The organism is Nitrosopumilus ureiphilus (assembly GCF_013407185.1).
GTDB classification, from domain to species: Archaea; Thermoproteota; Nitrososphaeria; order Nitrososphaerales; family Nitrosopumilaceae; genus Nitrosopumilus; species Nitrosopumilus ureiphilus.
Window position 1 is genome coordinate 353,923 of record NZ_CP026995.1, and the last position, 24,442, is coordinate 378,364.

General features: G+C 31.9%; 26 protein-coding genes. 14 read left to right on the top strand and 12 right to left on the bottom strand.

Annotated features, from left to right (window positions below; translation table 11 throughout):
* Positions 1 to 21 precede the first annotated feature (21 nt).
* The 5 genes from C5F50_RS02030 to C5F50_RS13045 all read left to right on the top strand — a co-directional run bounded on the left by C5F50_RS02030 (position 22) and on the right by C5F50_RS13045 (position 3,294).
* Positions 22 to 1,386 (top strand): tyrosine-type recombinase/integrase, encoded by a 1,365-nt coding sequence (locus tag C5F50_RS02030; protein ID WP_179372046.1) that lies wholly within the window; start codon positions 22 to 24, stop codon positions 1,384 to 1,386.
* 189 nt (positions 1,387 to 1,575) lie between these two features.
* Positions 1,576 to 1,920, top strand: coding sequence for a hypothetical protein (locus C5F50_RS02035; RefSeq protein ID WP_179372047.1), 345 nt, complete (start codon positions 1,576 to 1,578; stop codon positions 1,918 to 1,920).
* A complete protein-coding gene (locus C5F50_RS02040) occupies positions 1,905 to 2,258 on the top strand; it encodes a hypothetical protein (protein WP_179372048.1) in 354 nt (117 codons plus the stop codon). The genes C5F50_RS02035 and C5F50_RS02040 overlap by 16 nt, the downstream gene beginning before the upstream one ends.
* Positions 2,255 to 2,839, top strand: a complete 585-nt coding sequence (locus C5F50_RS13040; RefSeq protein WP_246282110.1) for a CRISPR-associated endonuclease Cas1 — start codon at positions 2,255 to 2,257, stop codon at positions 2,837 to 2,839. Before C5F50_RS02040 ends, C5F50_RS13040 begins: the two co-directional genes overlap by 4 nt.
* The gene (locus C5F50_RS13045; protein ID WP_246282111.1) at positions 2,833 to 3,294 is read left to right on the top strand and encodes a CRISPR-associated endonuclease Cas1; all 462 of its coding nucleotides are present in this window, start codon (positions 2,833 to 2,835) and stop codon (positions 3,292 to 3,294) included. The genes C5F50_RS13040 and C5F50_RS13045 overlap by 7 nt, the downstream gene beginning before the upstream one ends.
* Here the strand turns inward: C5F50_RS13045 and C5F50_RS02050 are convergent.
* The 5 genes from C5F50_RS02050 to C5F50_RS02070 form a co-directional block, all read right to left on the bottom strand.
* Positions 3,262 to 4,755, bottom strand: coding sequence for a hypothetical protein (locus C5F50_RS02050; RefSeq protein WP_179372049.1), 1,494 nt, complete (start codon positions 4,753 to 4,755; stop codon positions 3,262 to 3,264). The two genes, C5F50_RS13045 and C5F50_RS02050, sit on opposite strands and share 33 nt — an antisense overlap.
* Entirely contained in the window at positions 4,752 to 5,981 is a 1,230-nt protein-coding gene (locus C5F50_RS02055) for an HD domain-containing protein (RefSeq protein ID WP_179372050.1), read from the bottom strand. The genes C5F50_RS02050 and C5F50_RS02055 overlap by 4 nt, the downstream gene beginning before the upstream one ends.
* Positions 5,944 to 7,482, bottom strand: coding sequence for a DNA polymerase (locus tag C5F50_RS02060; protein WP_342448759.1), 1,539 nt, complete (start codon positions 7,480 to 7,482; stop codon positions 5,944 to 5,946). Before C5F50_RS02060 ends, C5F50_RS02055 begins: the two co-directional genes overlap by 38 nt.
* A 76-nt stretch (positions 7,483 to 7,558) precedes the next feature.
* Complete coding sequence (locus C5F50_RS02065; protein WP_179372052.1) at positions 7,559 to 9,331, bottom strand: hypothetical protein; 1,773 nt, start codon at positions 9,329 to 9,331, stop codon at positions 7,559 to 7,561.
* Positions 9,332 to 9,848: 517 nt separating this feature from the next.
* Positions 9,849 to 10,019: an AbrB/MazE/SpoVT family DNA-binding domain-containing protein gene (locus C5F50_RS02070; protein WP_179372053.1), complete on the bottom strand. Its 171-nt coding sequence runs from the start codon at positions 10,017 to 10,019 to the stop codon at positions 9,849 to 9,851.
* Positions 10,020 to 10,087: 68 nt separating this feature from the next.
* Between C5F50_RS02070 and C5F50_RS02075 the strand changes: the two genes are divergently transcribed.
* Complete coding sequence (locus C5F50_RS02075) at positions 10,088 to 11,725, top strand: hypothetical protein (protein ID WP_179372054.1); 1,638 nt, start codon at positions 10,088 to 10,090, stop codon at positions 11,723 to 11,725.
* A 188-nt stretch (positions 11,726 to 11,913) separates the two neighbouring features.
* Here C5F50_RS02075 and C5F50_RS02080 read toward each other — a convergent pair whose 3' ends face one another.
* From C5F50_RS02080 to C5F50_RS02090, 3 genes are all read right to left on the bottom strand, one after another.
* On the bottom strand, positions 11,914 to 12,168 hold the full coding sequence (locus C5F50_RS02080) for a hypothetical protein (protein WP_179372055.1): 255 nt from the start codon (positions 12,166 to 12,168) through the stop codon (positions 11,914 to 11,916).
* 420 nt (positions 12,169 to 12,588) lie between these two features.
* Positions 12,589 to 12,729: a hypothetical protein gene (locus C5F50_RS02085; RefSeq protein WP_179372056.1), complete on the bottom strand. Its 141-nt coding sequence runs from the start codon at positions 12,727 to 12,729 to the stop codon at positions 12,589 to 12,591.
* Positions 12,730 to 12,815: 86 nt separating this feature from the next.
* Positions 12,816 to 13,259 (bottom strand): ParB/RepB/Spo0J family partition protein, encoded by a 444-nt coding sequence (locus tag C5F50_RS02090; protein WP_280924481.1) that lies wholly within the window; start codon positions 13,257 to 13,259, stop codon positions 12,816 to 12,818.
* A gap of 163 nt (positions 13,260 to 13,422) precedes the next feature.
* Here C5F50_RS02090 and C5F50_RS02095 point away from each other — a divergent pair, with 163 nt between their 5' ends.
* From C5F50_RS02095 to C5F50_RS02110, 4 genes are all read left to right on the top strand, one after another.
* Positions 13,423 to 14,550 (top strand): metallophosphoesterase family protein, encoded by a 1,128-nt coding sequence (locus C5F50_RS02095; protein ID WP_179372058.1) that lies wholly within the window; start codon positions 13,423 to 13,425, stop codon positions 14,548 to 14,550.
* Positions 14,550 to 16,976, top strand: coding sequence for an AAA family ATPase (locus C5F50_RS02100; protein WP_179372059.1), 2,427 nt, complete (start codon positions 14,550 to 14,552; stop codon positions 16,974 to 16,976). Before C5F50_RS02095 ends, C5F50_RS02100 begins: the two co-directional genes overlap by 1 nt.
* Positions 16,977 to 17,239: 263 nt before the next feature.
* On the top strand, positions 17,240 to 17,761 hold the full coding sequence (locus C5F50_RS02105; protein ID WP_179372060.1) for a hypothetical protein: 522 nt from the start codon (positions 17,240 to 17,242) through the stop codon (positions 17,759 to 17,761).
* 159 nt (positions 17,762 to 17,920) lie between these two features.
* Positions 17,921 to 18,142, top strand: coding sequence for an SHOCT domain-containing protein (locus C5F50_RS02110; RefSeq protein WP_179372061.1), 222 nt, complete (start codon positions 17,921 to 17,923; stop codon positions 18,140 to 18,142).
* A 226-nt stretch (positions 18,143 to 18,368) separates the two neighbouring features.
* Here the strand turns inward: C5F50_RS02110 and C5F50_RS02115 are convergent, their stop codons facing one another.
* Positions 18,369 to 18,638, bottom strand: a complete 270-nt coding sequence (locus C5F50_RS02115; protein ID WP_179372062.1) for a hypothetical protein — start codon at positions 18,636 to 18,638, stop codon at positions 18,369 to 18,371.
* Positions 18,639 to 18,705: 67 nt separating this feature from the next.
* On the opposite strand from C5F50_RS02115, the gene C5F50_RS02120 reads away from it, so the two are divergent.
* Positions 18,706 to 19,338 (top strand): tyrosine-type recombinase/integrase, encoded by a 633-nt coding sequence (locus C5F50_RS02120; protein WP_179372063.1) that lies wholly within the window; start codon positions 18,706 to 18,708, stop codon positions 19,336 to 19,338.
* 88 nt (positions 19,339 to 19,426) lie between these two features.
* Here C5F50_RS02120 and C5F50_RS02125 read toward each other — a convergent pair whose 3' ends face one another.
* Positions 19,427 to 19,849: an AAA family ATPase gene (locus tag C5F50_RS02125; protein WP_179372064.1), complete on the bottom strand. Its 423-nt coding sequence runs from the start codon at positions 19,847 to 19,849 to the stop codon at positions 19,427 to 19,429.
* Between the two features lie 24 nt (positions 19,850 to 19,873).
* On the bottom strand, positions 19,874 to 20,611 hold the full coding sequence (locus C5F50_RS02130) for a hypothetical protein (protein ID WP_179372065.1): 738 nt from the start codon (positions 20,609 to 20,611) through the stop codon (positions 19,874 to 19,876).
* A gap of 60 nt (positions 20,612 to 20,671) precedes the next feature.
* Here C5F50_RS02130 and C5F50_RS02135 point away from each other — a divergent pair, with 60 nt between their 5' ends.
* Positions 20,672 to 21,580: a hypothetical protein gene (locus C5F50_RS02135; RefSeq protein ID WP_179372066.1), complete on the top strand. Its 909-nt coding sequence runs from the start codon at positions 20,672 to 20,674 to the stop codon at positions 21,578 to 21,580.
* Positions 21,581 to 21,677: 97 nt separating this feature from the next.
* Positions 21,678 to 22,076 (top strand): hypothetical protein, encoded by a 399-nt coding sequence (locus C5F50_RS02140; RefSeq protein ID WP_179372067.1) that lies wholly within the window; start codon positions 21,678 to 21,680, stop codon positions 22,074 to 22,076.
* Between the two features lie 155 nt (positions 22,077 to 22,231).
* Here C5F50_RS02140 and C5F50_RS02145 read toward each other — a convergent pair whose 3' ends face one another.
* Positions 22,232 to 23,197 (bottom strand): hypothetical protein, encoded by a 966-nt coding sequence (locus tag C5F50_RS02145; protein WP_179372068.1) that lies wholly within the window; start codon positions 23,195 to 23,197, stop codon positions 22,232 to 22,234.
* A 126-nt stretch (positions 23,198 to 23,323) separates the two neighbouring features.
* On the opposite strand from C5F50_RS02145, the gene C5F50_RS02150 reads away from it, so the two are divergent.
* Positions 23,324 to 24,352 (top strand): hypothetical protein, encoded by a 1,029-nt coding sequence (locus C5F50_RS02150; protein WP_179372069.1) that lies wholly within the window; start codon positions 23,324 to 23,326, stop codon positions 24,350 to 24,352.
* Positions 24,353 to 24,442 lie beyond the last annotated feature (90 nt).

Here is a 24,442-nt window from a genome sequence, read left to right on the forward strand (position 1 = left end):
ATTCCCCCAAGAGGTTATGATATGGCCAGATTGAAACAAAACGCCGGCCCATCTATGGATCTTTACAAGCTTGACAGGCAGTTGGATCGGATCTGGGGCCAGATAAGATCAGAACTATCAAAACAAGACACCAAGCTGTTAGATGATTATGATACTGAGATGGTAAATGTCGGATTGGGCAAGGCAACAAGGCTCAAGCATTTGAAGGTACTTCTCTCATTATCAAGACGAACCATCAAAAACTGGAACAAGATGACCGTAAATGACATCTCAAGTCTTGTCAAGAAAATAATGGATACGTACGGCGATGCAAACGGAGCTGAAACTGAATCATCACGAGACTTTAAGAAAGTTCTAAAGATATTTTTTAGGTGGCACAAGCTTGGCTCACGCGAATACAAAGAAGTTGGCGACCCTCCAGAGACTGCACGGATTCGATTAAAAAAACCAAAAGACAAGATTGCAAGAGAAAACCTGCTAGATGAAGATGACAGGACAAGACTTCTTCATGCATGCGGCGAGAACCTGCGAGACAAGGCATTTATCGATGTCCACTCTGAAGCCGGTACAAGGCCTGGCGAGATTCTTTCATTACGTCTTGGACATGTAAAGTTTGATGAGTATGGAGCAATAATTCATGTGGATGGCAAGACCGGAGCAAGACCCATACGACTGGTAACGTCAACGCCAAATCTTTCTGCTTGGATAAATTCTCATCCACTAAGAGATGATCCTGAAGCTCCCTTGTGGATTTTATTGGACAAGGATAACTATGGTAATCCCATGACATATCCTGCAGCTACTGAAATGATCTCAAGACGATGCAAAATAGCTCACATTACAAAAAGGGTCAACCTCAAACTGTTTCGACATTCTGAGGCCACTGCCACTGCAAAGTTTTTGACAGAATCAGAGATGAGAAAAAGACACGGATGGACAAACAGCTCCAACATGACCTCAAAGTATGTTCATTTAGTAGACTCTGATGTAGAGGAGAAGATCCTGTCACATTACGGTATAATTAAAAAAGATGATGACCAAAACGACCTGCCAAAAACCTGTCATATTTGTGAGACCCGCAACTCTTCTCACTCTGTGACATGCTCAAAATGTGGAAGGCCATTGAACCTCAAAACCGCACTAGAACTTGATGTACGGGAACAAAAGATTGATGAAAAACTTGAATCATTGTCAAAGACAGTTGAGGAAAACAAACTAGTGATGATGCATTTTTCCAAGTTATTTGCATCTTCTCCTCCCAAGTTTCCAAACAATGATGAAGGCTATCTTATATCCCAGGTTTTAAAATTCATGGGTTACGAAGAGATACACAAAAAAGCTGAAGAAAAACTGGCAACACTATACCCATACCCATACCCATCATAAAGTTATTTCCATAAACTACATGCAAAATCCAAACAGATGAATCAAAAATTACCTTTAATGGATCTTTTTTGCGGATTGGGAGCAAAAGACTTTATCGATAATCAGTAAAAACAGTATCCCCCCGTTTTATTCGTAAATTTATGACGCTTTGTCGTAATGCTTAAGAAAATAAGATCATGAGAAAACAGTATGACTAAATCAATCTTTGATTATATCTCTACAATCTCATTAATCTTTTTACTATCAGGAGTGGGTATTTTAATGACTTTTTATGTTATACATGTTTTTTTTGAATGGCAATTTACTGATGGCAAAGATATTTTCAATTGGGTGGGATTAGTAGTTGAAATTGGCATAGCATTAGGAATTATTATTGCAGTGTGGTATTATACAAGAAATGAACAAACAAAAACCAAAAATTTAATTTCAAATATTCATGAAATTACAGAAAAACTAGACCGTGTGATTGCAGAACAAAACAAATTACAAAGTTCACGGAAACAATTCCTTCATGAATCATGTTTGGTAATTTAATTAGTATTTTAAATTCGGCATATAATATTAGTCAAAATAAACCGATTCGTACTATTACTTGGCCTAATGGTAAGAAAGCAATCGAGTTAGATGAGTATCAATCCCTTCATAACATGGCAGATGTTTTGAATGAAAGAATTTCACAATTTGGAAAATTAATGGAACCTGAACTATATGCTTCTGTAAGTACTGTACGTAATTTACTCAAAGAAAGGAATATGGGTAAAGAAAATATGGATTTCATTATTCAGCAATCAAAAAGAAGTATTAATGCCATAGACACATCATTGTTTTCAAAAGATCACATTATTGGAACTGAGATTTTAGAAAAAGTTTGACAATCCAAGGAAAAAATAATCATTACAACATAAAACTACGAGGTTATGGTCATTCTATTTCTGTAAAAAATTCAAAATTAATTCTAAAGAATGGCAGACAGGACATTACTGGTGAACAAGAATCCGAATCATGGTTTGTCAAAAACATGCCATATGAAAAAATAATTCTATCAGGTAAAGGGTATGTATCCACAGAAGCATTATCACTACTTTCTCAAAATAATCGAAATGTAATTCTAGTTGACACTTATGGTAAACCTGTGACTTATTGCAACTCTATGATGGATTCTCTAACTGGAACAAAATATAGAATTGCACAATACGATACGTTTAGAGACCCTGAAAAATGTGAGTATCTGACGAAGCAAATTCTAACAGCAAAAAAAGAATCACAACTAAAGTTATTACGATTAATTGGTAGTGACATTACCTCTCTACCTGAAAAAGAAAACTCTGCAGGACGAGTCTATTTCAAAGAATTTGGTAAATTCATTCCTGAAAGGTACGGGTTTAATTCCAGAAATAATCATTCATACGTAATTCCAAGAACAATGCAACTGATATCATCAATGCTTTGTTAAATTATGGGTATTCCGTTCTAGCAGGGGAAATTTCAAAATTTGTTTGTGGGTTTGGATTAGACCCTTACTTTGGATTCATGCATAAATCTCATACGGGATTTCAACCACTAGTTTATGATATAATAGAACCATTTAGATGGATGGTGGATTATACGGTATTCCAAATAGCAAATAATTCAAGCAAAAGACACAGAATCAAACTCAAAGAATTTGTCCATACAAGAGAAGGAAATGTTGTGATGGATGGTTCTTTGATAAGACGATTTTTAGAAATATTGGATAGGCAGATTCGGCAAGAAAGAAAGTATGATTTTAGGCACGGAAAGAAAACTGAAGATGGATTGAAATCGGTTCAAGAGATTACAATTGTGAAGATTATGATTCAGAGATTGGCTGAATTTTGTTTAAACAATTCCACTCACTCACAAATTTACACTAGTGTGTTCTCCTCTTGATTTCATCATATGATGTAATAAATCGCCACTAGACCACTGGAGTAATTTTTCATCATGTTCATATTTTTTTAATGTAGATAATTTTTCATTTTTATATTCTTCTTTATCTACTTTGAAAATTTTGATATCGTCTGTATCTGATGACCTATATTCTGTGAATAAATGTCCACTTCTCCTCCAATTAGGTTTCGGATCATCTAATGAATATCTCACTAAAACAGATACTGGAGATAACCATTTTTGTACATACTTATCTTCAATGTTAAATTTTTTGATCAGATATCGTTTAGACTCAATTTCTTCTTTAACCCACGTTCTAATTTCTTCATCGGTAAGATTACTTGCGTCAAACATTGGACAATGTGCTTTTTTATTAAATTCATTTATTATCCTTTCAACATTTTGTAATGCAGAATAAAATGGATGTTTTAATGTTGACAAAATATTTTTACTCCAACTAAAAGATGTTCGTAAAAGGTTGTATCGTTCTGGAAGATTCTTTATTTCGTTATACAAGTTTTCAATCATTGGAATTTTATCCATAATTCTAATCTCAACTTTATCTTTATCTTCTGACAAATACTGTGCTGTTAATATCATATCTAATTTACGGTTGATTAAAATCAGATAATGTTTAGGTTTATTCCAAGTTGAATCAGCTAACTCTATTCTTGGAATTTGTTTTAAAATTTCATGATTAGCATCAATATAATCTTCATACCATTTTTGTAACAATTGTTTAGAATCGTCAACGGATTGTGTAGACTCAGGTATTGTTTTCTTTTTTATAGATTCTTTCAGATTACTGGCTTCAGTAAAAAGTGGGAAAAGTGGTATCGGTGCTATTGGAATACGTTCTAAAACACTTATGCAAATCCCAATGTTTTGTAACTCTTTTTGAATATTTTTTAAATAATCATAAATTTTATCAGAATTATCAGTTACTTCCATAATGCATGAATATACATTATCTTCAATCCATGTTTTGATGAAGAATCCTTTTGGTGTATACATTCCTTTGGAGAGGGAGGTGAAAGAATCATCATAATTTGTGTATGTGCCTCTAGGCGATCCACTTTGTGGAATCAAGATATCATAGAAAAATATGGATTCTAATGGCAAATGTATGTTAAGATACACATGATTTATCAAATATGATGACAGATTATCATGTTCAGAAGGAATTGTAAATTCTACATCTCCCTCAATTAAATTATTTTGTATTAGAATGTCTAGATGGTTTGTTATTGTGTCATTATGTATTTTAATTTCTTCAACGGTTAATGGTTGGGGTTGTTTACCAAAACTATTTTTAGAATCCAACAATAAGATCGACGTTAAGAATTTTTGAGACACTTTGGTTTTATTGAAAGATTTTTGAATGCTATTAATAGCTGAAAGAGTTTTCCAAACATCTCTCTCAAAATCCAGATGATCGTATTTTGGTATGCCTATTTTCATTTTTTTATCACCCTCACACTTGTAGGATCAACCTTAACATCTATCAGTAGAGGATTACAAATTTTCTTGATAGATTCTTCCAATGTTTCTGAACTAGTAACATTATATTGTATTGGAAGTGGGATTGTAATTCTACCTCCTTTGTTTAGAATAATTTCAATATACACTTTCAATTCCCCAGTATGTACTTTAAATAATTCCGATAGTTCTAGTAATGTTTTTGAATCTAGATGATCTTCATCACATTCTATTCTTACTATTCCTGATGGTTCTATATCTGATTTAATGTACATTCCAGATGCATAGTCTTTTAGTTGTACGTGTGAAAATGGCATTCTATAATCATCAAAAATGGATTTTACTGACTGTAATTCATTTTTTATTTCCTCTTGTACCCAATGAACAAGTTTGTATTGTTCTATCAATTCTTCCAATCTCTGTCCAAACGTTGTAACAATATCAATAGAAGCGTATGTACGATTAAATTCTACTGCATTAACGAATGTATGTTTTTCCCAATGCTCTCGTGATTTTTCAGGAATAACATCATCAAATAATTCAAATATTGTTTCTGGTGCTCGTCTATGATCAATATCTAATGAATCTGCTATTCTCAATATCGCAGATAATAAACGAGATTTTATACCTTCTCCATTTAATGAACTCTCTTTTGCAATACTTTCTAAATCAATTTTCCTACTATGTCCTGCACAAATACTGACCAGAAGGGTTTCTTCAGAATTATCCATTTTACTAATTTGACCTTTTTCTACTAGTTTTTCAATTACGTCTTTAACTCGTGCATGGTGATGGTTTCTGGCATCTTCTGGAGATTCATCTTCTTTTCTTCCCAACCACAATCCAATGTCATGAAACCAAATGGATAAAAGTGCAAGATAAATTTCACAACAGGATAGTTCTATTCCAGATTCTTCAATCATTTTTGAATAATTATTTTCAATTCTTTCAAAATGTTCTTTACCATGATCATTATAATATGCCCCCTGTACATTTAGAACGCTTTTTTCAAATGGTATTTGACTTGTCACAACTTTTTCAAGTACTTCTTTTATCACTTCGAATTTAGAGTATTTGCAAACAGAACTGTCTCCGCAATCTTTTAGTTTTTTTTCTAATGGATGTGCCATACCCAACAAACAAAATCCTATTTTGATACTATAAGACTTTTCATAACTTACTTTCATGAAAATGTTCATTTTCGTCATATCTATTCCAAATAACATTATTTTTTGAGATAATATCACCTACCAAATCAATAGGAATAGGCACGGAATCACAGAATTTCTTCTCATTTAGTGATTCTAATTCAGAAAACCACATTCTCTTTCTGTCGGAATTTAACCCAATTTTTTTATCATAAATTTCAATTTTCCCAACATCAGTAATTTTGTCATATCTAATACCACCTTTGATGTGAGTTGTTTTGGTAGTCTGTACTGTAATGTAGAGTTGTCCTTTTTTGTTAATTTTAACCCCCAAATGCTCAATCTCTATTTTTCTTTCAGTATCATATCCAATTCCACGATTTTTCCAAACTCCATTGATAAAATAAAATCCATTTGATAGAAAAAATGTGTCATTGCCATATTTGTCTAGTTTCATTTCTCCTAATTTCTTGCTGTTCAAATTTTGAATCTTTTTTCTACATGCAACTGAATCAGTTGCAAAGGCCACAACATCTTTTTCTAAATCATTATCTCTGACAAACTTGTATAGTTGTGCTCTTGCAAAACCAGTAATATAAGATGACATTATTGGATTAAACAAATTTCCCATGACGCCGTTTGTTCTCTGAGCCATCTTGCCATATACAGAGTTTAGAATTATTTTGATTGCCCTCTCTAATACATTTTGTTCTTTTTGTAATTGTAGTCTTTTTTGATATTGTGAATTGATAAAGTCTTTAAATGGATATGTAGTATTTTGATTTGCAATGAATTGTTGTGACTCTATAATTTTGTATTTAATTCTAGGATCATCTACTACTGCTTTGAGTTCTTCTAGTGTTACAAATGTTTCAAACTCTCCTGATGGATAAATGATTCTGTTATTTTTTGTTCTAAATGGAAATGGAGATATCTTGACTTGATCAGATACAAATGCTCTGATGTGAAAGAATCCTATGGATGCCTTTGGGTTAATTCTAGTAGAATGAATCCATTTACCATTAGTGATATCTGGAAGAAATGTCAATGCATAGGGATATGCTGAATTGATATCATAGATATAGCACTCTCCAATGAATCCGCGCTGAATTAGCTCAAATCGGCCTCCATAGAACGATTTCCAAGCCAAATCCTGAATTTCATAGGCAGAATCCACAAATCTTGGAATGTCCACATCGTTGTATATGAGAACTTTTTCTGCCAAATATCCTGAGCTTACCCAGTTTGCAGTGTAAAACTTGTATGCATTGAAAAATGTATCAAGCCAATAGTCTGCCAATTCCCTGGTCATAATACAATCCATTAGGCAGTAATCTCTGATCTTTTTCTTGTTTCTCAAAAAATACCTCAAAGAGAAATTCTTTCGTTGGTTTTTTGTATCAATGTATCTCTGATCAAGAGGTTTTTTGATGTGTTCTGAATATGCAACTTTTAGAGGTTTGTTATCATAGTATTGTGCAATATCATAACATGAAATAGAATGATTGCCTTTTCTAATTGTCAACTGTTTTTTTGAGATTGTAGCGTTTGTAGTTGGAATTAGTTAATTCACACAATTAAAATCAAGAAATACTTAAAAGAATTTTTCTAAGAGATTATTTTTGGAATTATAATAATTAGTCAAGTGTATAGGATGCATATATTCCACTGTTAAAATCATTTGATGCTGCATCTCTGGAATAATATCCATCGTTATAGTACACAAAAACACCACCTTTAGGAGGTGTTCCAATTCCTACAATGTCACTTGGTTGGTACGGTTGTCCTGTTACCTTATTTACATAATCTGTGGTAAGTGTATAGGATGCATATATTCCACTGTTAAAATCATTTGATGCTGCATCTCTGGAATAATATCCATCGTTATAGTACACAAAAACACCACCTTTAGGAGGTGTTCCAATTCCTACAATGTCACTTGGTTGGTACGGTTGTCCTGTTACCTTATTTACATAATCTGTGGTAAGTGTATAGGATGCATATATTCCACTGTTAAAATCATTTGATGCTGCATCTCTGGAATAATATCCATCGTTATAGTACACAAAAACACCACCTTTAGGAGGTGTTCCAATTCCTACAATGTCACTTGGTTGGTACGGTTGTCCTGTTACCTTATTATTAGAACTTGTGGTAAGTGTGTATCGTGATAATATTCCACTGTTAAAATCATTTGATGCTGCATCTCTAACATAAGATTCATTATCATAGTACACAAAAACACCACCTTTAGGAGGTGTTCCAATTCCTACAATGCTGTTTGGCTCTGGTTTACAATTAGAATCAGATGGTGAAGCATTTTGTGGAACAGGATTTGTTAAAAGATCTTGCCAACAAATTGCCATGTTCTTATATGGTCTTAATGATGTTTCGACGTCTTGTTTAACACCTTCAATGTATCTCGAATGATGTTCATTTACATTTGATTCAGCATCACAATTTATCGTACATTTTGGTGCTGAGTGTTCAGGATAATCCCACCCCATAATATCTTCATAATGAAAATTAGTTGCTGTATCATCAAAATAATATTTTGTACATACATCAGCATTACAATTGTTAACTGGTTCACTTTTAACATCACTTATTGTAGTAAGCCTAATTGGAGATACCTTGGGAAAAACTTCCCATACATGTTTTATCCGGTTTGGAACATAAGGATTTTTCAAATCCAACGCATCCATTGTTTTATTGGGAGAAACAGTGGAATTAGACGAAAGTAGAGCTAATTCTTGCTCTATTCCAAAAAACATATTTGCTGACAAAAAGTAATTAAATAAACTTTTGACATCCAGATTATTTGTGCTATCTTCTAGAGATATTATTGCATCAGGGAAAAGCCTACTATCGTCAAGGTATCCAGAAAGTATACCGTGCAGGCTACTATTGGTATAAGTGCCAGAATTTTTTCGGTTTTCGTACCTTTGTTGATCCTCATTCATTGTCCCAACAGCTACAAAGTATGGGTGTTTGATGTAAAATTCCTCTAATGTTATAACAACTTCATGTAATTGTTTAGCAAGATCGTCAGCAGTAAGAGTGGCACAATCTCCTCCTGATGGCCAAGCAGCTTCAAGTAATGCTACACCAATTACATCATAGGGGGGTGGTGCCCCAGCACCTACTAGACCTGTTGTTACTTGTCTTAGGATTTCTTCGGCAGAATTGCTCTTACACTTATCAGACTCCCCACCCTCTGCTTGTTTTGGTTCTGGTTCACTACATAATCTATCTCCACAAACTAAGTTCTTTGTTGCCTGACCGTATTTTGTGTTTGATACACCATTACCTTTTACGGCATCAGCTGATTGTAAGAATGCAGATACTGACGAGGATATCAATACACTAATCAGCACTAATGTGATTATTGCCTTTGCATCTTTTCCCAACTTCATAAATATGATACAATGTGATTTATGCATTTTGTTTCTTGATTAAAGTCTTTATCAACATTTTGTCAGATGTTGATTAGACCATTACAGGATAAAATTCAGAGAAATAGACATTGAATCAATCATTACTCTATCATTAACATATACTAATTCTTCAAACCACAATCGCTTTCTATCTACATTCAAATTACCCATCTCTCAACAGTTTTGAATTTCCCCTCTGATCAATTGAATTATTCCGTATGGCAGTCCTTAACCGATTAACCCTGACACTTTCATCACTTGGTATGGAGAACCATCTTTTTCTATAGTATCAAGATGTTCAATTTGATGATTCCCTAAATTCCCAGTGCCTCTCTTTTTCCATTTCCAATTGAATCCATAAATGCCATTTTGTAAAACACGTTATCATCTGATCCTTCTAAAAAAATTTGCTACAAGTTAGGTTATGATATAGAGCCAAAAGGCTGGAAATTCTTTTGATTTAGTGATCACATTAATCAAGAAAGTTTTCTTACACTTCTGTGCTTGAGCTCAGGTAAATTCTTTCATCTTCCTTGACAAAAACAATTCTGTCTCCTTCCTTCCAGTTTTTACTGTCTCTGACTTCTTTTGGTACTGTTATCTGATACTTGTGACTAATCGGACTTATTCCAAGTATTTCTTTCTTTGATTTTATACTCAATTCAAACTCTCCTTACTTGTAAAGAAGTAGTAATATTCATTAATTAGACCAAAGGAAGTAAAGAAACCTTGGAAAATAAAGACATATCATACGTATTTCTACTGTACTTATTTCTATTCTCAGTATCTATCATTGAAGTTTCTGCCCTTGAAGATAAGGCAAAAGAGATTACCATTGCAGTTTCAACGGATAGATTGTCCTACCGTGAAGGCGATACAATAAGAATCTCTGGCACTCTCAGCGAGATGGCAGAAAACGAAGTCATCTCAATAGTGGTTAAAAATCCAGCTGGAAACATTGCAAGTATTGAGCAACTAAGACCTCAAGCGGACAAGACATTTCAGACAGAATTTGTGGCAGGTGGTGGAGCATGGCAAGATGGAAGATATACCGTTACAGTACAGTATGGTCTAGACGCTGCTGCAACTATAACATTTGACTTTGCAAATGAACCCGTGACCAAAATTATCGTAACTGCTGACAAGGCATCGTATAGCCCAAGCGATATAGTCTCTATCACAGTTGAATCTTTACAGCATAATCTTAATTCCGACCTTTTGGATCTTATTGGTGATCAGAAAGACGACAAGATTACAATTTCCTCAGATTTGGGTACAATAGATGGTTATTTGCTTGTTGAGACTGGAACAGATACAGGGATTTTTGTAGGAAAGATAATGCTTACTGGTTCAAATGGTAAAACTGGAGGAGATGGACCAAATGATGGCAGGCTGGCAGTCTCTGACAAAATAGTCATAACGTTTTCAGACAAACATGGTACATTTTCAACTAGTGCTGTAGTGGAAGAGCCACAAATTGAGATTAATGTTGAAACAACAAAGCCCGTCTATGACTCATCTGAACTGGTTCAAGTTCTTGGCTCTGTCTTTCCATATTTTGAGGATGAGCAAATTTTTGTATCCCTAATTGATCCAACTGGAATGATTTTGGGGACAAGTTTTGGATCATTGCTTCCAGATGGAAGTTTTTCGGATGGGTTTTGGAGTGCACGCTACAATGACATTCAGGGATCATACAAAATAAAAGTAAAATACAAAGATGTTACAGAGACTATCTCCTTTCAGATAATAAAAGATACAAATGGAGATGTACCATTGCATGATAAATCATTAACAGAGCCATCCCTAGTGCCAAGTGGGATTGATCTTGTGTTAGGCAAGCATGTTTACAAAAAGGGTGACTCTGTTATTCTAGATGGAACAGTTGAGAATCCTACGATCAAATCAGAGATTGCAATCAGTATAATCAATCCCCAAGACAATACCGTCTTTGTATCCCAGCTAAAACCATCTGACAGTGGGGATTTTTCTTATACAGTTATGGCTCAAGGGCCACTATGGGAATATGAGGGGGCGTACACAGTAATTGTAACCTTTGGTGATGATGTTTCTCAATCTAGATTTGTACTTCAAGAACCTGTTTCCATACCAGATTGGATAAGAACCAATGCAAAATGGTGGTCTGAAGACCAAATCAGCGATGATGAATTTACAAAGGGAATGGAGTTTCTGATAAAAGAAGACATTGTCAGAATCAAAGAGATTCCAGAAATCCAGTCAAACGATAAAAACATCCCAGAGTGGGTAAAAACTAACGCAGATTGGTGGTCTCAAGGATTGATCTCCGATGAAGATTTTGCAAAAGGAATAGAATTTTTAGTAGAGCAGGGAATAATTCAAATTTGAATCTAGATTGCCACCATTTTTAATAAAACGATTACAAATTAGAGTATTGAGCCAATTCATAAAATCTCTATGAGAGAATCAACCAATTTGACATGTTGTCAAAAAATAACATCAAACCAACAAAGATGGTTTTTGAAATTCTTGATGGAATGTATTAATCCATTCTAATGGATCTTTGCTCATAAACATTACATGTAATACATGTACTTATTTTTTGGTGTTGATTCAGATGGCATTTCTCGTAGAATTCTTCCTACTTGTCTTGAGAATTGTAATGTAATAGGTTGATTGCTTGCGAAATCTGCATTATTCCAATTTAATTTTGTTAGAGTTAGAATTTCTTCACTAATTTTTTCATTTTCTAAATATTCTCCAATTTCCCCCCCAATCTCTTCATCCGCCTGATTATATGAAATAAAAACATCTTTTTTACTCAAATTCATAATATAATACCTTCTAGATGTTTTTTATCTGATCTGCTTCTATTTGATGTTGTTTTATTCATAAGACCCATTCTTTTCTTTTGGCTCCTCAAGTATCGGATCGATCAATTCTCTTAACCTTTTTGTGAGATCAATTGATCCAAAGTTTATCACACTATTACGAAAAAACTTGTAGGGCATCATATACAGGTAATTAGATAATAACCTTGTTGATGTCTTATTGTTAATTAAAAGTACACAAAAGAAATCAATCTTCAAAAATTATTTCTCTATACAGTTTAATCGATTTATGAAAAATATCATCAAAAAATTCTCGTAAAACAAGAAAAGAACCATCGATTAAACACAGGGTGTAAGAATATCTTAGGAGGTTAAACTGATTTTATACCTCTCGCTCGAGGATGAATTAATTCTAACTTATCATTTTAATTTTTTTACCAATTCTTTTAATGAAATAATTTCTTGCTCATCTAACATTTTCTTTATTTGTTCTTTGAGATCATCGGACATTGAAAAACAAAGACCTTCAGTACATAATTTTGTGTCAAAAGCACCTTCCATAGATTCGCTTCGTAATTCAGTAAGTTGGTGTAAATCTCCTTCACTTCGTTTTAGAATTTCAAGTTAAATGCTTTGCTTAAATCATCCTATTTCCTCGTAATCTTTTTTCTATTCATCAGGTGAAAATGTTTCTGCAAGTTTTGATAAAGCCCCAATCCTGTTGGCCCATCTGATGTTGTTAGTTTATCTTGTAATGTGGAAGAAAGATTCAGAAGAGTCAAATATTTTTTTATCGTAGAAATAGAAACTTCAGTTTCTTGTGCAACTTTTGTATAATCATTATATTCTTCATAAATTGTTTTATAGGCTTTATCTTTATCAAGTGGATTCATATCTGCACGTTGAACATTTTCAATAAGAGAAATTATTGTCGCATCTGTATCATTTAGATCAGATCTTATGATTGCAGGAATTGTGTTTAAACCAATTTTTTTACTAGCAAGAAATATTCTTTGCCCCGCAATTAAATCATATTTTCCATATTTGTTTTTTCTCACCATGATTGGATTTAGAAGTCCTTTTTCCCGAATACTGTTTTTGCTAAATCATCCAAACTTGCTTCTTAGGTACCTACACCTAAATCCTTTCTAGTGTTAAATTTACATATGTCAATTTCATCAAGACTTAACTCTTTGATATCCACATACGAAATTAAGATATAGTGATTTAAATGATTTAATTAATTTCTGAAGTATGAGAATAGTACATTTTTCAGATACTCATTTAGGACATGGAGATTATTCTTCGATTGATCAAGAAACAGGATTAAATCAAAGAGAGGTAGATATCTACACAGTTTTTCGAGAAATAATTGACTACATACTAGAATCTAAACCAGATTTGGTTGTTCATGCAGGAGATCTTTTTGATATGGTACGTCCATCCAATAAAGCAATTTCTGAGGCACTACAACAATTTCATAGATTATCTGAAGCAAAAATTCCATCAGTGATTATTGCAGGAAATCATTCTACTCCACGACAAAAAACCAAAGAAACAATTTTTAGAATTTTTGATTTTATTCCATATGTTTTTCCTATATATGGTGGAAAATATAGCAAAAACATTATTGGTGATTGTGCGGTTCATGCAATTCCTCACACATACTCACAATTAGAATTACAAGAGAATTTATTTCAACTGGAAATGGATACTAAATGCAAATACAACATTTTTGTGACTCATGGTACGGTTCAAGATATTAGTGATAATTCTTGGATAGAATTTAAAGAACAAATTATTCCAAATTCTGTATTCGAATATGGTTTTGATTATATTGCATTGGGACATTTCCACTCTTTACAAAAAATTAGAGATAATGCATATTATTGTGGGTCTCCTGAACGATTAAGTTTTAATGAAGTAAAACAAGAAAAATATTTTCTCGAAATAGATCTAGATACTAAATCAATAAAGAAAGTCCCTACACAAACACGTATGATGATTGATTATCAAAGTATTGATTGTGAAAAATTAACTCCAGATCAAATTATTAAATCTGTACAAACTTTGGTTGATGACAAAACAAAAGACAGCATTATTCGATTAAAATTTGACAATATTTCTAGAGAGACATATTCAAATCTTGATCGACAAAAAATTGCTGAATTAACTAAAGATGCAATTCATGTTGATCACAATTTCAATTTTATAAATGAAATTTCAAATGGGCAAACCATCACTTCCTCAATGGGTAGCTTAAGTGAAGAATTTGAAACCTTTCTAAAAAAACAAGATTTGTCTGATGAAAGATTTGATTTGATGAAAAATATGGGTTTGGACTATCTTAGTAAAGTTGAGGATAAGGGAATAATAGAATAATGCAAATTAATAGCATAGAACTAGAAAATTTTAGGCGTTACAAAGAGGAAATTATTGAGTTTCCTACGGGATTGATAGGAATTGTTGGGCGAAATGGTGTTGGAAAATCGACTTTGGTGGAGGCTCTAGCATGGTGTCTTTATGGTTCTGATGCTGCACGAACCAAGCAAGATGAAATCAAACGTAGTCAAGCAAAGGAGCGGGAAAAATGCAGAGTCATTATTGAATTGACTTTTGAGTCGGATGCTTTAAAGATAGAACGAATTCTGAGCGGAAAAAATTTCACTCCATCTGCAAATTTGTATCTTAATGGCAATCCAAATCCTCATGTAAGTGGTACAAAAGCTGTTACCGATTACATCACACATAGAACTAAAATGGATTATGTTGCATTTATCACATCAATTTTTGCACGACAAAAAGACTTAGATGGATTAACTGGAATGACTGGAGCTACAAGAAGAAAAACAATTCTAAGATTATTACGAATTGATCAAATTGAAGATGCAATCAAAATGATAAAGGAAGACAGTAAACAAAATGAACTACAAATTCAACAAATAGAAAAATATGTCAAAGATGTATCTATATTGGAAAAAGAATTACAAAATATGCAAACACAAGTACAAATTAGACAAAAATCAATTACAATTAACCAAAAGAAAGTAAATATTCTTAAAAAATCATTAGAAGAACACGAACATAGATTTTCAATATTAGAAGAAAAATATGTCAAACATCAAGAGATTAATACAAAAATAGAAGGTCTCAAAGGACTAATACAAGGACATAACCAAGAAAAGATCACATTAACAAAAAAGCTTGACGAATCACTTGAAGCAAAAAAAGTATTAAATAAATTAAAACCAAAACTTGATAAATTTGAAAAAATTAAAAAAATAAAAGTAGAATTAGATTCTTTAGAATTAAAATTTACAGAAAAATCTTCTTTAGAGGATCAACTTAAAAATTGTAAGAATAAGATATCAGACATGCAAACAAAAATATCTAGTTTTCATGAATCAATAAAATCCTATGGAAATTTAGATTCCAAAATTAATCTTATGAATGAAGAATTAAGAAAATTAGAAGATGATTTGAATAATCAAAAACAACAGCAAAATCAAATTGACAGCAAAATCTTTGAAAAAGCTAGTCGTAAAAATGAACTAAATGCAGAATTAATTGAAATTCAAGAACTTGGAGATAAAAGCGAATGCCCAAAATGCAAAAGACCCCTTGAAGATACAGTAGAAAAATTAGTTGGAATTATAACACAAAATATTCAATCGATCACAAAAGAAATTGATTCTTTTACAAAAGAACAAGAAATTATACTAAAACATACTGACAATGTTGGAAAACAAATTACTCTAAAAAAACAAGAAAGAGAAGAAATTGAGAATCAAATCCAGATTAAAAATAATTTGTTGACAAAAATAGGAGAAAATACAAAGATATTAGAATCATATCAAGATGAAGAAAAAACTATTCAAAACAATTTATTTAATTTTAAGGGGATAAATTACGATAAAGCCAAACATGAAGAAATCAAATCTGAATTTCAAAAACTAGAAAAAATATATCAAAATTCAATTGCTTTAAATGAACATGTAAAACAAATCGACATATTAAATTCTCAAGTTGATTTAGTCGGTAAAGATATTGACACATCTACTAAACAACTACATTCCAAAAATACAGAATTAACTACAATAAATTTTAATGAAACAGAATATCAAAAAGTCAAAGGAAAAAAATATGAGGCCAATATAGAACATCAAACTAATCGTGAGAATTTAATTAAAGAAGAACAAGAATTACTTCAAGTTAAGGATCAAATTCAACAACAAGAAAATACGATTAAAGAAGAAAAACAAAAGCAAGATGAAATCAAAAAAATACAATCAACATTACAAGAATTATCTACACTCAAAAAATTAATGATTGATTTTAAATCAGATTTAATGGTTAGAATAAAACCACAACTAGCTGCAAAAACTTCCTCTCTTCTCAAACAAATTACCAATGGCAGATATACTTCTGTTGATTTTGATGATGACTTTACGTTGAAGATTAATGATGAAGGAATAAATCATAATATTAAACGATTTTCAGGTGGAGAAACGGATCTTGTAAATTTGTGTCTTCGAATTGCAATTTCTGAAGAATTATCTCAAAGATCTGGAGGTTCAGGTACTCAAATTATAATACTAGATGAAATTTTTGGTAGTCAGGATGAAAGAAGGAAAGCAAGCATCCTTCAAGCATTGCATGAATTAACTAGTAAATTTAGACAAATATTGCTCATCACCCATGTTGAAGATGTTAAGGATGCTTTACCTTATGTGCTCAATATAACGGAGAATCCAGATAATACTGTAAGTATTGAAGAAGAAGGTACTTTACCGATACCAATTGAATGAAATCGCTATGAGAGTTTTTTTTACAAAAGAAATTATCGATAATCAGTAAAAATGGTATCCCCTGTTTTGTGAGTGATTTTATGACGCTTTGTCGTAATGTTTAAGATCTAAAATATGTTGGTTCAAATTCTCTTGGGAGCACAGCATGTAAGGGGATATAGTTAGGGGCAAAGATTTTGCACTAACTCCATCCCAATCAATCTATTTGACATATCCATGAGGAAATTTACAAGATATGGTAGTTAATCACACGCTGATGCAAAATGAACAACAAAATTTCAAGAATAAGGATGTTGAGGGAATGTTTTGCAAAAGAATGGCTTACCAAAAGAGATTGGGCATATGCATTATCTGAGCAAATTTTTAGAGGCAAAAATTATGACAAAATAGAATTCAAGCTGAATACTAAGAGAATTCTAATCTCAATACCCGAAGAATTTCAATTGGAGATAGAGCAAATTTGTAAACCTCATGGTAGTATTTTTACACCATACTTTGATTATGATTTTCTTGCTTGCAAAGTTGCATCCAACCAATCAAGATTTCTAGATGATCCTAGAGAAGATGATTTTTTATGGATAGAAGTTAAAGCAGGAAACAGTATTCCAAGCAAAGCACAACTCAAAGCAAAATCAAAGACACCCATTCCCGTAAAGATGTGCCGTGTAAAAGGGATTTCAAACATGTCGAATGATATTTTTACTGAATTTTCAGAATTAAAAGAAATGCCTGATCCAAAAGAAGATTTTCCAAATTTTGATGATATGAAATGGAGGGATTTTTAGATCTATGTGATTTTAAAATAATTTGGAAAAAATAGAATGAATTTTAGATAGACAGAGTCCTAGAAATGTCACAAATTATCAAGTTTTAGATTTTACACTAAAAAATGAAACAATCCTACAGAACTGCTTATAAAAAATGAAATAAAATCAACTATGGAAATGTTTTCTACTCTATCCAATTTCATTGCAGGTCAGGAATGGATGATGATTATAATTCCAATAATTATCTTAGCTGTGATTGGATTCATTGCAGTGATTAAATCCATTTCTAAACGAGTACCTATAGGAGATAAAAAAAGGCTAGATTTATTGAAGGACAGATTAGCAAAAGGAGAAATCACTAAAGAAGAATATGACAAACTCAAAGGGGAATTTGAGTAAAAGGTTATGATTTTGTTTCTTATAATGTATCATTAAAAAATTAGAAGAGCAAACAATAATTTTTTATAGAATAAGTACGTAGTTGAAACATGTTTGGGTATTATTTAGATTCCTTTGAATTAACAATTAGTATGTCTCCTTCTCTAAAACTAGTTTTTAAAAATTAAATAACTCGGACAGATGTTGTCCACAAAATTTGTCATATGATGGATTTTTTTCAAAAAAATCAACCCAGAAGGAATTTCTTTAAATAATTTTTCCCTTTTTGTGTAATTCCTACAAAACTTGTCCAGTCTTGTGGTTCCCCAATCCAATCCACGTATCCATAATATCGTAATCTTCCTAAAACTTCGTAAAAGGATGATTTTGAAATCTTGGTATGAATTCTAATTGTAACTGCGGTAACGTCATCTTCTTGTTTAATTAGAAATTCTAAAATTATTTTTTCATAGTTTAAATATTTGCCCTTACGTGGATGTTTAGATCTTTCGTACACTCTTTTTTTTAGTTAGATTAGATTATAACATTAACATAATCTGCACCCCTCATTAGTTTATTCCATAATGACTAACAAAACAGGTGAGAAAGATATGTCCTACATGACCTCAACTACTTTTTACAATAAATTTCTATTCTGGTTAATTCGATTACAACCGTTCATTAATGAAACTGGCAGACCCCCAATAAGCGCAGATGATTTTGTTAGATTTTATAGAATTCTATATGGCTGTGGGCTAAGAATTTCAGAAGGATTAGAATTAGAAATACGAGATTTTAATTTAGATAAACATACTGTAAATATTAGAAATTCTAAAATCAACGAATATTCGCTAACTACTATTTTACCGTATGATATTCCCATGTTAGAGAAAATGTCTGAGACTCATTCCAAATCTGAGAAACTATTTCCAATAGATCGTAATATTGCATGGTTATATGCAAAACAAGCAGGTAGGTTAGCAGGTTTTAAAATATCTCAAACATATGAAAAAAGAGAAATTAAGGGAATTTGGACTTCGATATTCAGGGTATCGTGTTCAAAAAGAATGTTTGAACTTGATGCTAATACTGAATTAGTTAATAGAAAACTACGAAAAAAATCTCCAAAATCCATAAATCGTTTATCAAAGGATAAACTCAATATTTTACTTGCATGGGAAAATGAAAAATTCTTTAAATTCATGGAATCAAACTAGCGATATTTGGTATTTTTATGGTCGTATATGTTAATTTATGAATAAAACTTTTTCAAGTTATAATGGAAATTGATCCTTTTGCAATAATTCAGATTGATGCTACCATCATTACTGGGATTCTGATACTACTTACAATCACCAAATTTGTTCGTACTAACGATGAATTTTGGCTACCAAAAGGTGTTTCATCTATTGTAATCCCAATTGCAGCATCAGGCAATGGTTTTTCTCGTTTAAAGTTTTGGGCAATACACCTATCAGTACTAACGTCAAAAAATATTCCAGTGACTTTGGCATCAAATGATTTTGCCATTTCAAATAGTTTCTGACGTACGTCTTTAGTGTGGTTAATGTCATCAATCACAAAATCATTGTTTTGCTCTAGTCTTTCTAAAATTATTCTATGTTCTTTTTTTGTGTCTCCAATATCATCACGGGAGATTCTCATCATTTCTGGAAAGAATTTTCTACAAAACGTAGTTTTTCCACATCCAGGAATACCAATTAGCATAATTATTTTCACATACAGATCACATCAAAGTTTCTTTAGTTTCAAATTATCAAACAAATAAGCAAGCTCATTATCTTCTTCATATTCATCCTCATCCTCGTCATATTCTTCATCTTCCTCAGTTTCCATATTCATAAATTCAAATATTTTCCCTATAGGACCAAGAAGAGAGGATAAATCATCCATCGTAAAATTAGACAATCCAGCAAAATCAAAAACTCGTTGGTTGTTGATGTTAAAGAAATTTCCGTCTGTATCAAAGGTCATAAAATTCTGTGAGTCTATAAGATTGGCTAGTTTTGTATCCGTTGTTTCATACAAGGTAGGTGATGCTTCTGCCATTGCATGAAACAGTTTGTGTACATCCATAGACAAAACTGCATTTCGGCCTCGAATTGTTACAAAATCATTCATGATTTGCTGTTCACGACCCTTAAAATCAGGCACATTCCATGCGTACAGAGTCTTTCCTTCAGGCTTGAATGGCTTACCTTCAAGTTGCTGGAAGAACTCCTTGTATGCAGGCAAGTTTTGTTTTATTGATTGAGTTATTGCATCAGGGCTGAGATCAAGTTTCTCATAATAATTACGGTCATAGTTATTTTTGATGTGTGCAACACCGCTCTTGTGAAAGCTAATCTTGTATCCAGTTTCAGGAAATATCCAATAAACATCACCATCTGGCGCAAAGTCAAACTTCATACGAGACACTGGACCATCAGTACCAGAAAATTCAAACTTGAGTGTACGCAAATCAATCATGCATACAATATACGAAATACTAGAAGATAGGTTTTATCATACAAAGATTAGAGATAGTCATTGACAGATACAGACGAGATCAAATTAGCATATGATCACATAATACAAGAATTACTATTAGACAAGATTAAACCATCTTTAGGCATAGATTTTAAAAAAGCCCAGCAAGCTCATGATTCTACTCATCAACTAATGTTAATGGAAGCAAATATTGCAGAGAATTTAGACAACTATTCATTCAAGACAAATTCAGTTTATTTTATTTACAATTGGGAATTGTTTGATCAAATGACAAGATCAAATATTGAAGCATTATCAACATTTTACAATTCTGCATTTGTTTTGCTAAGAACTGTAGTGGAGCTTTTAATCAAAGGGACATTCTACGATTGTCTTTCACATAAAAAATTTCGAGATGATGCAAAAACAATAGAACAAGCAAACACAGGTATTAATCTAAAATTATTTCTAAGTGAGAGAATACAAAAAGATCCCAACATAACTGATGAATTTGAAAAGATTTCAATATCAATTTTTGATGAACTGGATTCGTATTTGTCACAAAGGAAAAATGTTTTATCAACAAAATTGATGCTAAGACAAATAATTGACTGGGGAATGCTAGAAGGGATTGATGATGCAAAGAACTTGATTTATGGAATTTATGAGAGATTATCTTCAGATGTACATGTTTCTCACAACAATATAGACATTGGACGTCGACTAAATACAAATAGAGAACTATTCAAAAAGCGTGAAATCATGCCTGAATATCTTACAGAATATCTGGAATTACTTCATACAATCACAGATATCTGTTTAGTTGTAATGCTTAATCTTTTCAGAGAAGATATCCAAAAATCCAATAATACTAAAGAGATGCTTAAAAAAAGATTAAGTGAACAGCATTTTGTATCATTAGAACTGTTTAGAACTGAAAATAAAATCAAGGAATTGGTGAAGAGTTAAAATGACAGATGAAGAACGTGAGCCAAATTATGACAGCACCTTTGCTTTTTTAGAGATACTGCGTATTTTATAGGATTCAAGAAAATACCAGAATTGGTTGTTAGAATACCACAATATTGAACAACATCAAGAATTTTTGGAAGGATACAAATACATTCAAACTGTATCTTACATGTATCTTATCAACAACCTGATATCATTTGATCCATTCAATCTCAAAGATGATGAAAAACTAACACGTGCAGAGTTTATGGGAAAAAATATCAATGATATTCCAAACAGCTGTGAAAAAACAACAGTGCTGAAAAATATTTGGAAGCAAAGCAAAAAGATAAGACGAGCAAAGAGTTTTGAAGACATCCAAAGTGCAGAAATATCCAAAATTGTAACAATGTATGAAAGTTTGCGTGAAAAAAACATTGTTGCAAACAAACAAATTTCAAAAGAAGAATCAATGCAAACTTGGTATTATATACAACCATTACAAATGATGTAAAAAAGCAATTTGAGAAAGAAGGAATCCGAGTTTATCAGGATTTTAAAAGTACAATAGAAAATGATAGAATCTTTGAGGGTACAAGAAGAGAATTGAAAAGTTTTCTAAATTCTGATTCAAGCTATTATGATTTTCTCTAAGTTAGTTTTGAAGTCTCAACAGATTTGTTTCATAAAATCAATAAATCCTTTCGGAGATGTAATCAAAACTTGCCATTTAGAAATTTCTTTTCTTGTTTCTGGTGATAATCTGTTGAAGTTAGGCTGTGGGAATCTAACACTTTTTGGTGCTGGACATTCATAGATGATAGAATCTATTTTTTCATATACAGGTTCTTTTGTGACATAACCAGAATCAAGATCTATATCTTTTGGATTAATGATACATTTTTGCAAATTTGCTGTAGTAACTATTATTGGAATGATTGTATCAAGAGTAGAATCAATAAATCCTTGCAAGATGTTACTCTGTAGTTTGTCTAGAATAAATCCATAAGTGCCTTTTATGATCTGTCGTGATGCATTATCTATCAAAGATTTGTTGGATTGGTATGTTTTTCTATCAATTTTATTATTTGTGAGTGCAATGGATGTATTTGACACAGGATTTCTAAGTGCGTTGCTATCTTCCCATTTGTGTAAATCGACAAATACTTCATTACCACAAGAGGATGTTTCTGGAATCTTAAATAATGAAACATGTCCTTTACTTTGAAAACTTTTGATTATTACATTCATTGGTTTTGGTTTTGACACATCAAAGAAAATCCAATCAGAATAGATTGGATCTAATTTTTTGCATTCTACACATAATGTGATGGTAGGATCCTTACCAATTGTTCCTACAACATCAATTGATGTCTCTTCTAACTCTATTTTGTTTTTACATTCTTCCATAGATCGAATAATGTCTTGTGGATGATACACTGGTTTTTTGGTATATTCATCAATGGAATAATTTCCATGTTTGATTGGATCTACTGTGAATGGAGATACTTGTACTGGATATTCAGTATCAACAGACCAACCATCAAAATCTAATTCTTTTGAGATGAGAGATTGTAAAAACATGCCACTTTGATTAAGAGATTTTGTGGAATCAGAAAGAAGAGTATCTGGCATAAAATATTATCTATGTCTTTATATTTTAAATTAAATAACAACACATGTTATCTATTTGTAAACTCAGAAAATCATTTCGAATAACTGTTAGAAATATGGAATTATTGGATTGGTGTGAAATGAACTATGATTGATTTTGGTTCGGGTTATAGGAATTTATGTCTAAGCTCTCAGCAACAAGTTTTATCCTTTATTAAAAAACAAATAGATTCTTATCCTTTGTTTGAAAAATTGTTAGGTTTTACATTTTCATTAAATGAATTGATGTTTTCAGCATATGACAAAGTTCTTGAAAAGATTGAGGAGCCAAAAAGTCATAATACTTCTAACAAACTGATCGCAGAAGGAGCTATTGTAGGGTTATGTGGATTGAATCTTCATTCAATTTGGCACGCTTTACGACCTTTAGAACAAAACTCAATTCAAAATTGTTCTAATGTTATTAGACCAGTTTTTGAATCCATTCCAAAGATGTTTTATGCATTAACTCATCCTGAAGATATTCACGAAATATTTCTACGAGAAGAATTTGGATTATGGTTATCCCAACGCCGATATTTTGATGAGATTAATCAAGTTGGTATCTCTAAAGGATTTCTACAAAAAAACCCAAATGCAAACCCATCTGACTATGAATATTTGTATTTAAAATGTTATCTTAATCATAATGACGAAGGAAGAAAAATTGAAGAAAAAGTAAAAATGTTGAAAATCATAGATGGGAAACCAAAAGTTACCAAAAGTGCTTACAAAAGTTTTAAGGGAAAATTCAATAATGATTGGTTTCGCAATAAAATTTACACAGAAGAATCTTTAGCATTACAGAATACATCATATGCTTCTTTTAGCATGAATTCTCATGCTAATTTTGCACGGGTTAGATCTCTAATCCGATATGATCCTGAATGGAGTCCAAGATTTTTCAAGATTTTAACTCACTTGGCATTTTATAATCTCTACATTTACTTCAATGCAGCTCATGAAAGAATTAATGAAATTGGAGAGCTTCCAGATACAATATCGTTTATCAGAGATGCACAAAAAGAATTAGAACACTATTTTGCAATGACTTATCTTTATCCTGATGTTCCCGAATATTACAAAAATCTAATTTTGTATCCTGAAAATAAATTTAATAGAGATACAGATAATTAAACGAGTTTTTCTAGATACCAATCATTGGATTACATTAACAAAAGTAAGAATTGGTAGCGAAGATGATCATGAGTTATTAGAAATATACAA

What these genes read in the sequence shown, in the direction of transcription:
- C5F50_RS02030 (WP_179372046.1), top strand. Translation starts at nt 22, where the DNA reads ATGGCCAGATTGAAACAAAACGCCGGCCCATCTATGGATCTTTACAAG.
- C5F50_RS02035 (WP_179372047.1), top strand. Translation starts at nt 1,576, where the DNA reads ATGACTAAATCAATCTTTGATTATATCTCTACAATCTCATTAATCTTT.
- C5F50_RS02040 (WP_179372048.1), top strand. Translation starts at nt 1,905, where the DNA reads ATGTTTGGTAATTTAATTAGTATTTTAAATTCGGCATATAATATTAGT.
- C5F50_RS02050 (WP_179372049.1), bottom strand. Translation starts at nt 4,755, where the DNA reads ATGAAAATAGGCATACCAAAATACGATCATCTGGATTTTGAGAGAGAT.
- C5F50_RS02055 (WP_179372050.1), bottom strand. Translation starts at nt 5,981, where the DNA reads ATGACGAAAATGAACATTTTCATGAAAGTAAGTTATGAAAAGTCTTAT.
- C5F50_RS02080 (WP_179372055.1), bottom strand. Translation starts at nt 12,168, where the DNA reads ATGAATTTGAGTAAAAAAGATGTTTTTATTTCATATAATCAGGCGGAT.
- C5F50_RS02085 (WP_179372056.1), bottom strand. Translation starts at nt 12,729, where the DNA reads ATGGAAGGTGCTTTTGACACAAAATTATGTACTGAAGGTCTTTGTTTT.
- C5F50_RS02095 (WP_179372058.1), top strand. Translation starts at nt 13,423, where the DNA reads ATGAGAATAGTACATTTTTCAGATACTCATTTAGGACATGGAGATTAT.
- C5F50_RS02100 (WP_179372059.1), top strand. Translation starts at nt 14,550, where the DNA reads ATGCAAATTAATAGCATAGAACTAGAAAATTTTAGGCGTTACAAAGAG.
- C5F50_RS02105 (WP_179372060.1), top strand. Translation starts at nt 17,240, where the DNA reads ATGAACAACAAAATTTCAAGAATAAGGATGTTGAGGGAATGTTTTGCA.
- C5F50_RS02110 (WP_179372061.1), top strand. Translation starts at nt 17,921, where the DNA reads ATGTTTTCTACTCTATCCAATTTCATTGCAGGTCAGGAATGGATGATG.
- C5F50_RS02120 (WP_179372063.1), top strand. Translation starts at nt 18,706, where the DNA reads ATGACTAACAAAACAGGTGAGAAAGATATGTCCTACATGACCTCAACT.
- C5F50_RS02125 (WP_179372064.1), bottom strand. Translation starts at nt 19,849, where the DNA reads ATGCTAATTGGTATTCCTGGATGTGGAAAAACTACGTTTTGTAGAAAA.
- C5F50_RS02130 (WP_179372065.1), bottom strand. Translation starts at nt 20,611, where the DNA reads ATGATTGATTTGCGTACACTCAAGTTTGAATTTTCTGGTACTGATGGT.
- C5F50_RS02145 (WP_179372068.1), bottom strand. Translation starts at nt 23,197, where the DNA reads ATGCCAGATACTCTTCTTTCTGATTCCACAAAATCTCTTAATCAAAGT.
- C5F50_RS02150 (WP_179372069.1), top strand. Translation starts at nt 23,324, where the DNA reads ATGATTGATTTTGGTTCGGGTTATAGGAATTTATGTCTAAGCTCTCAG.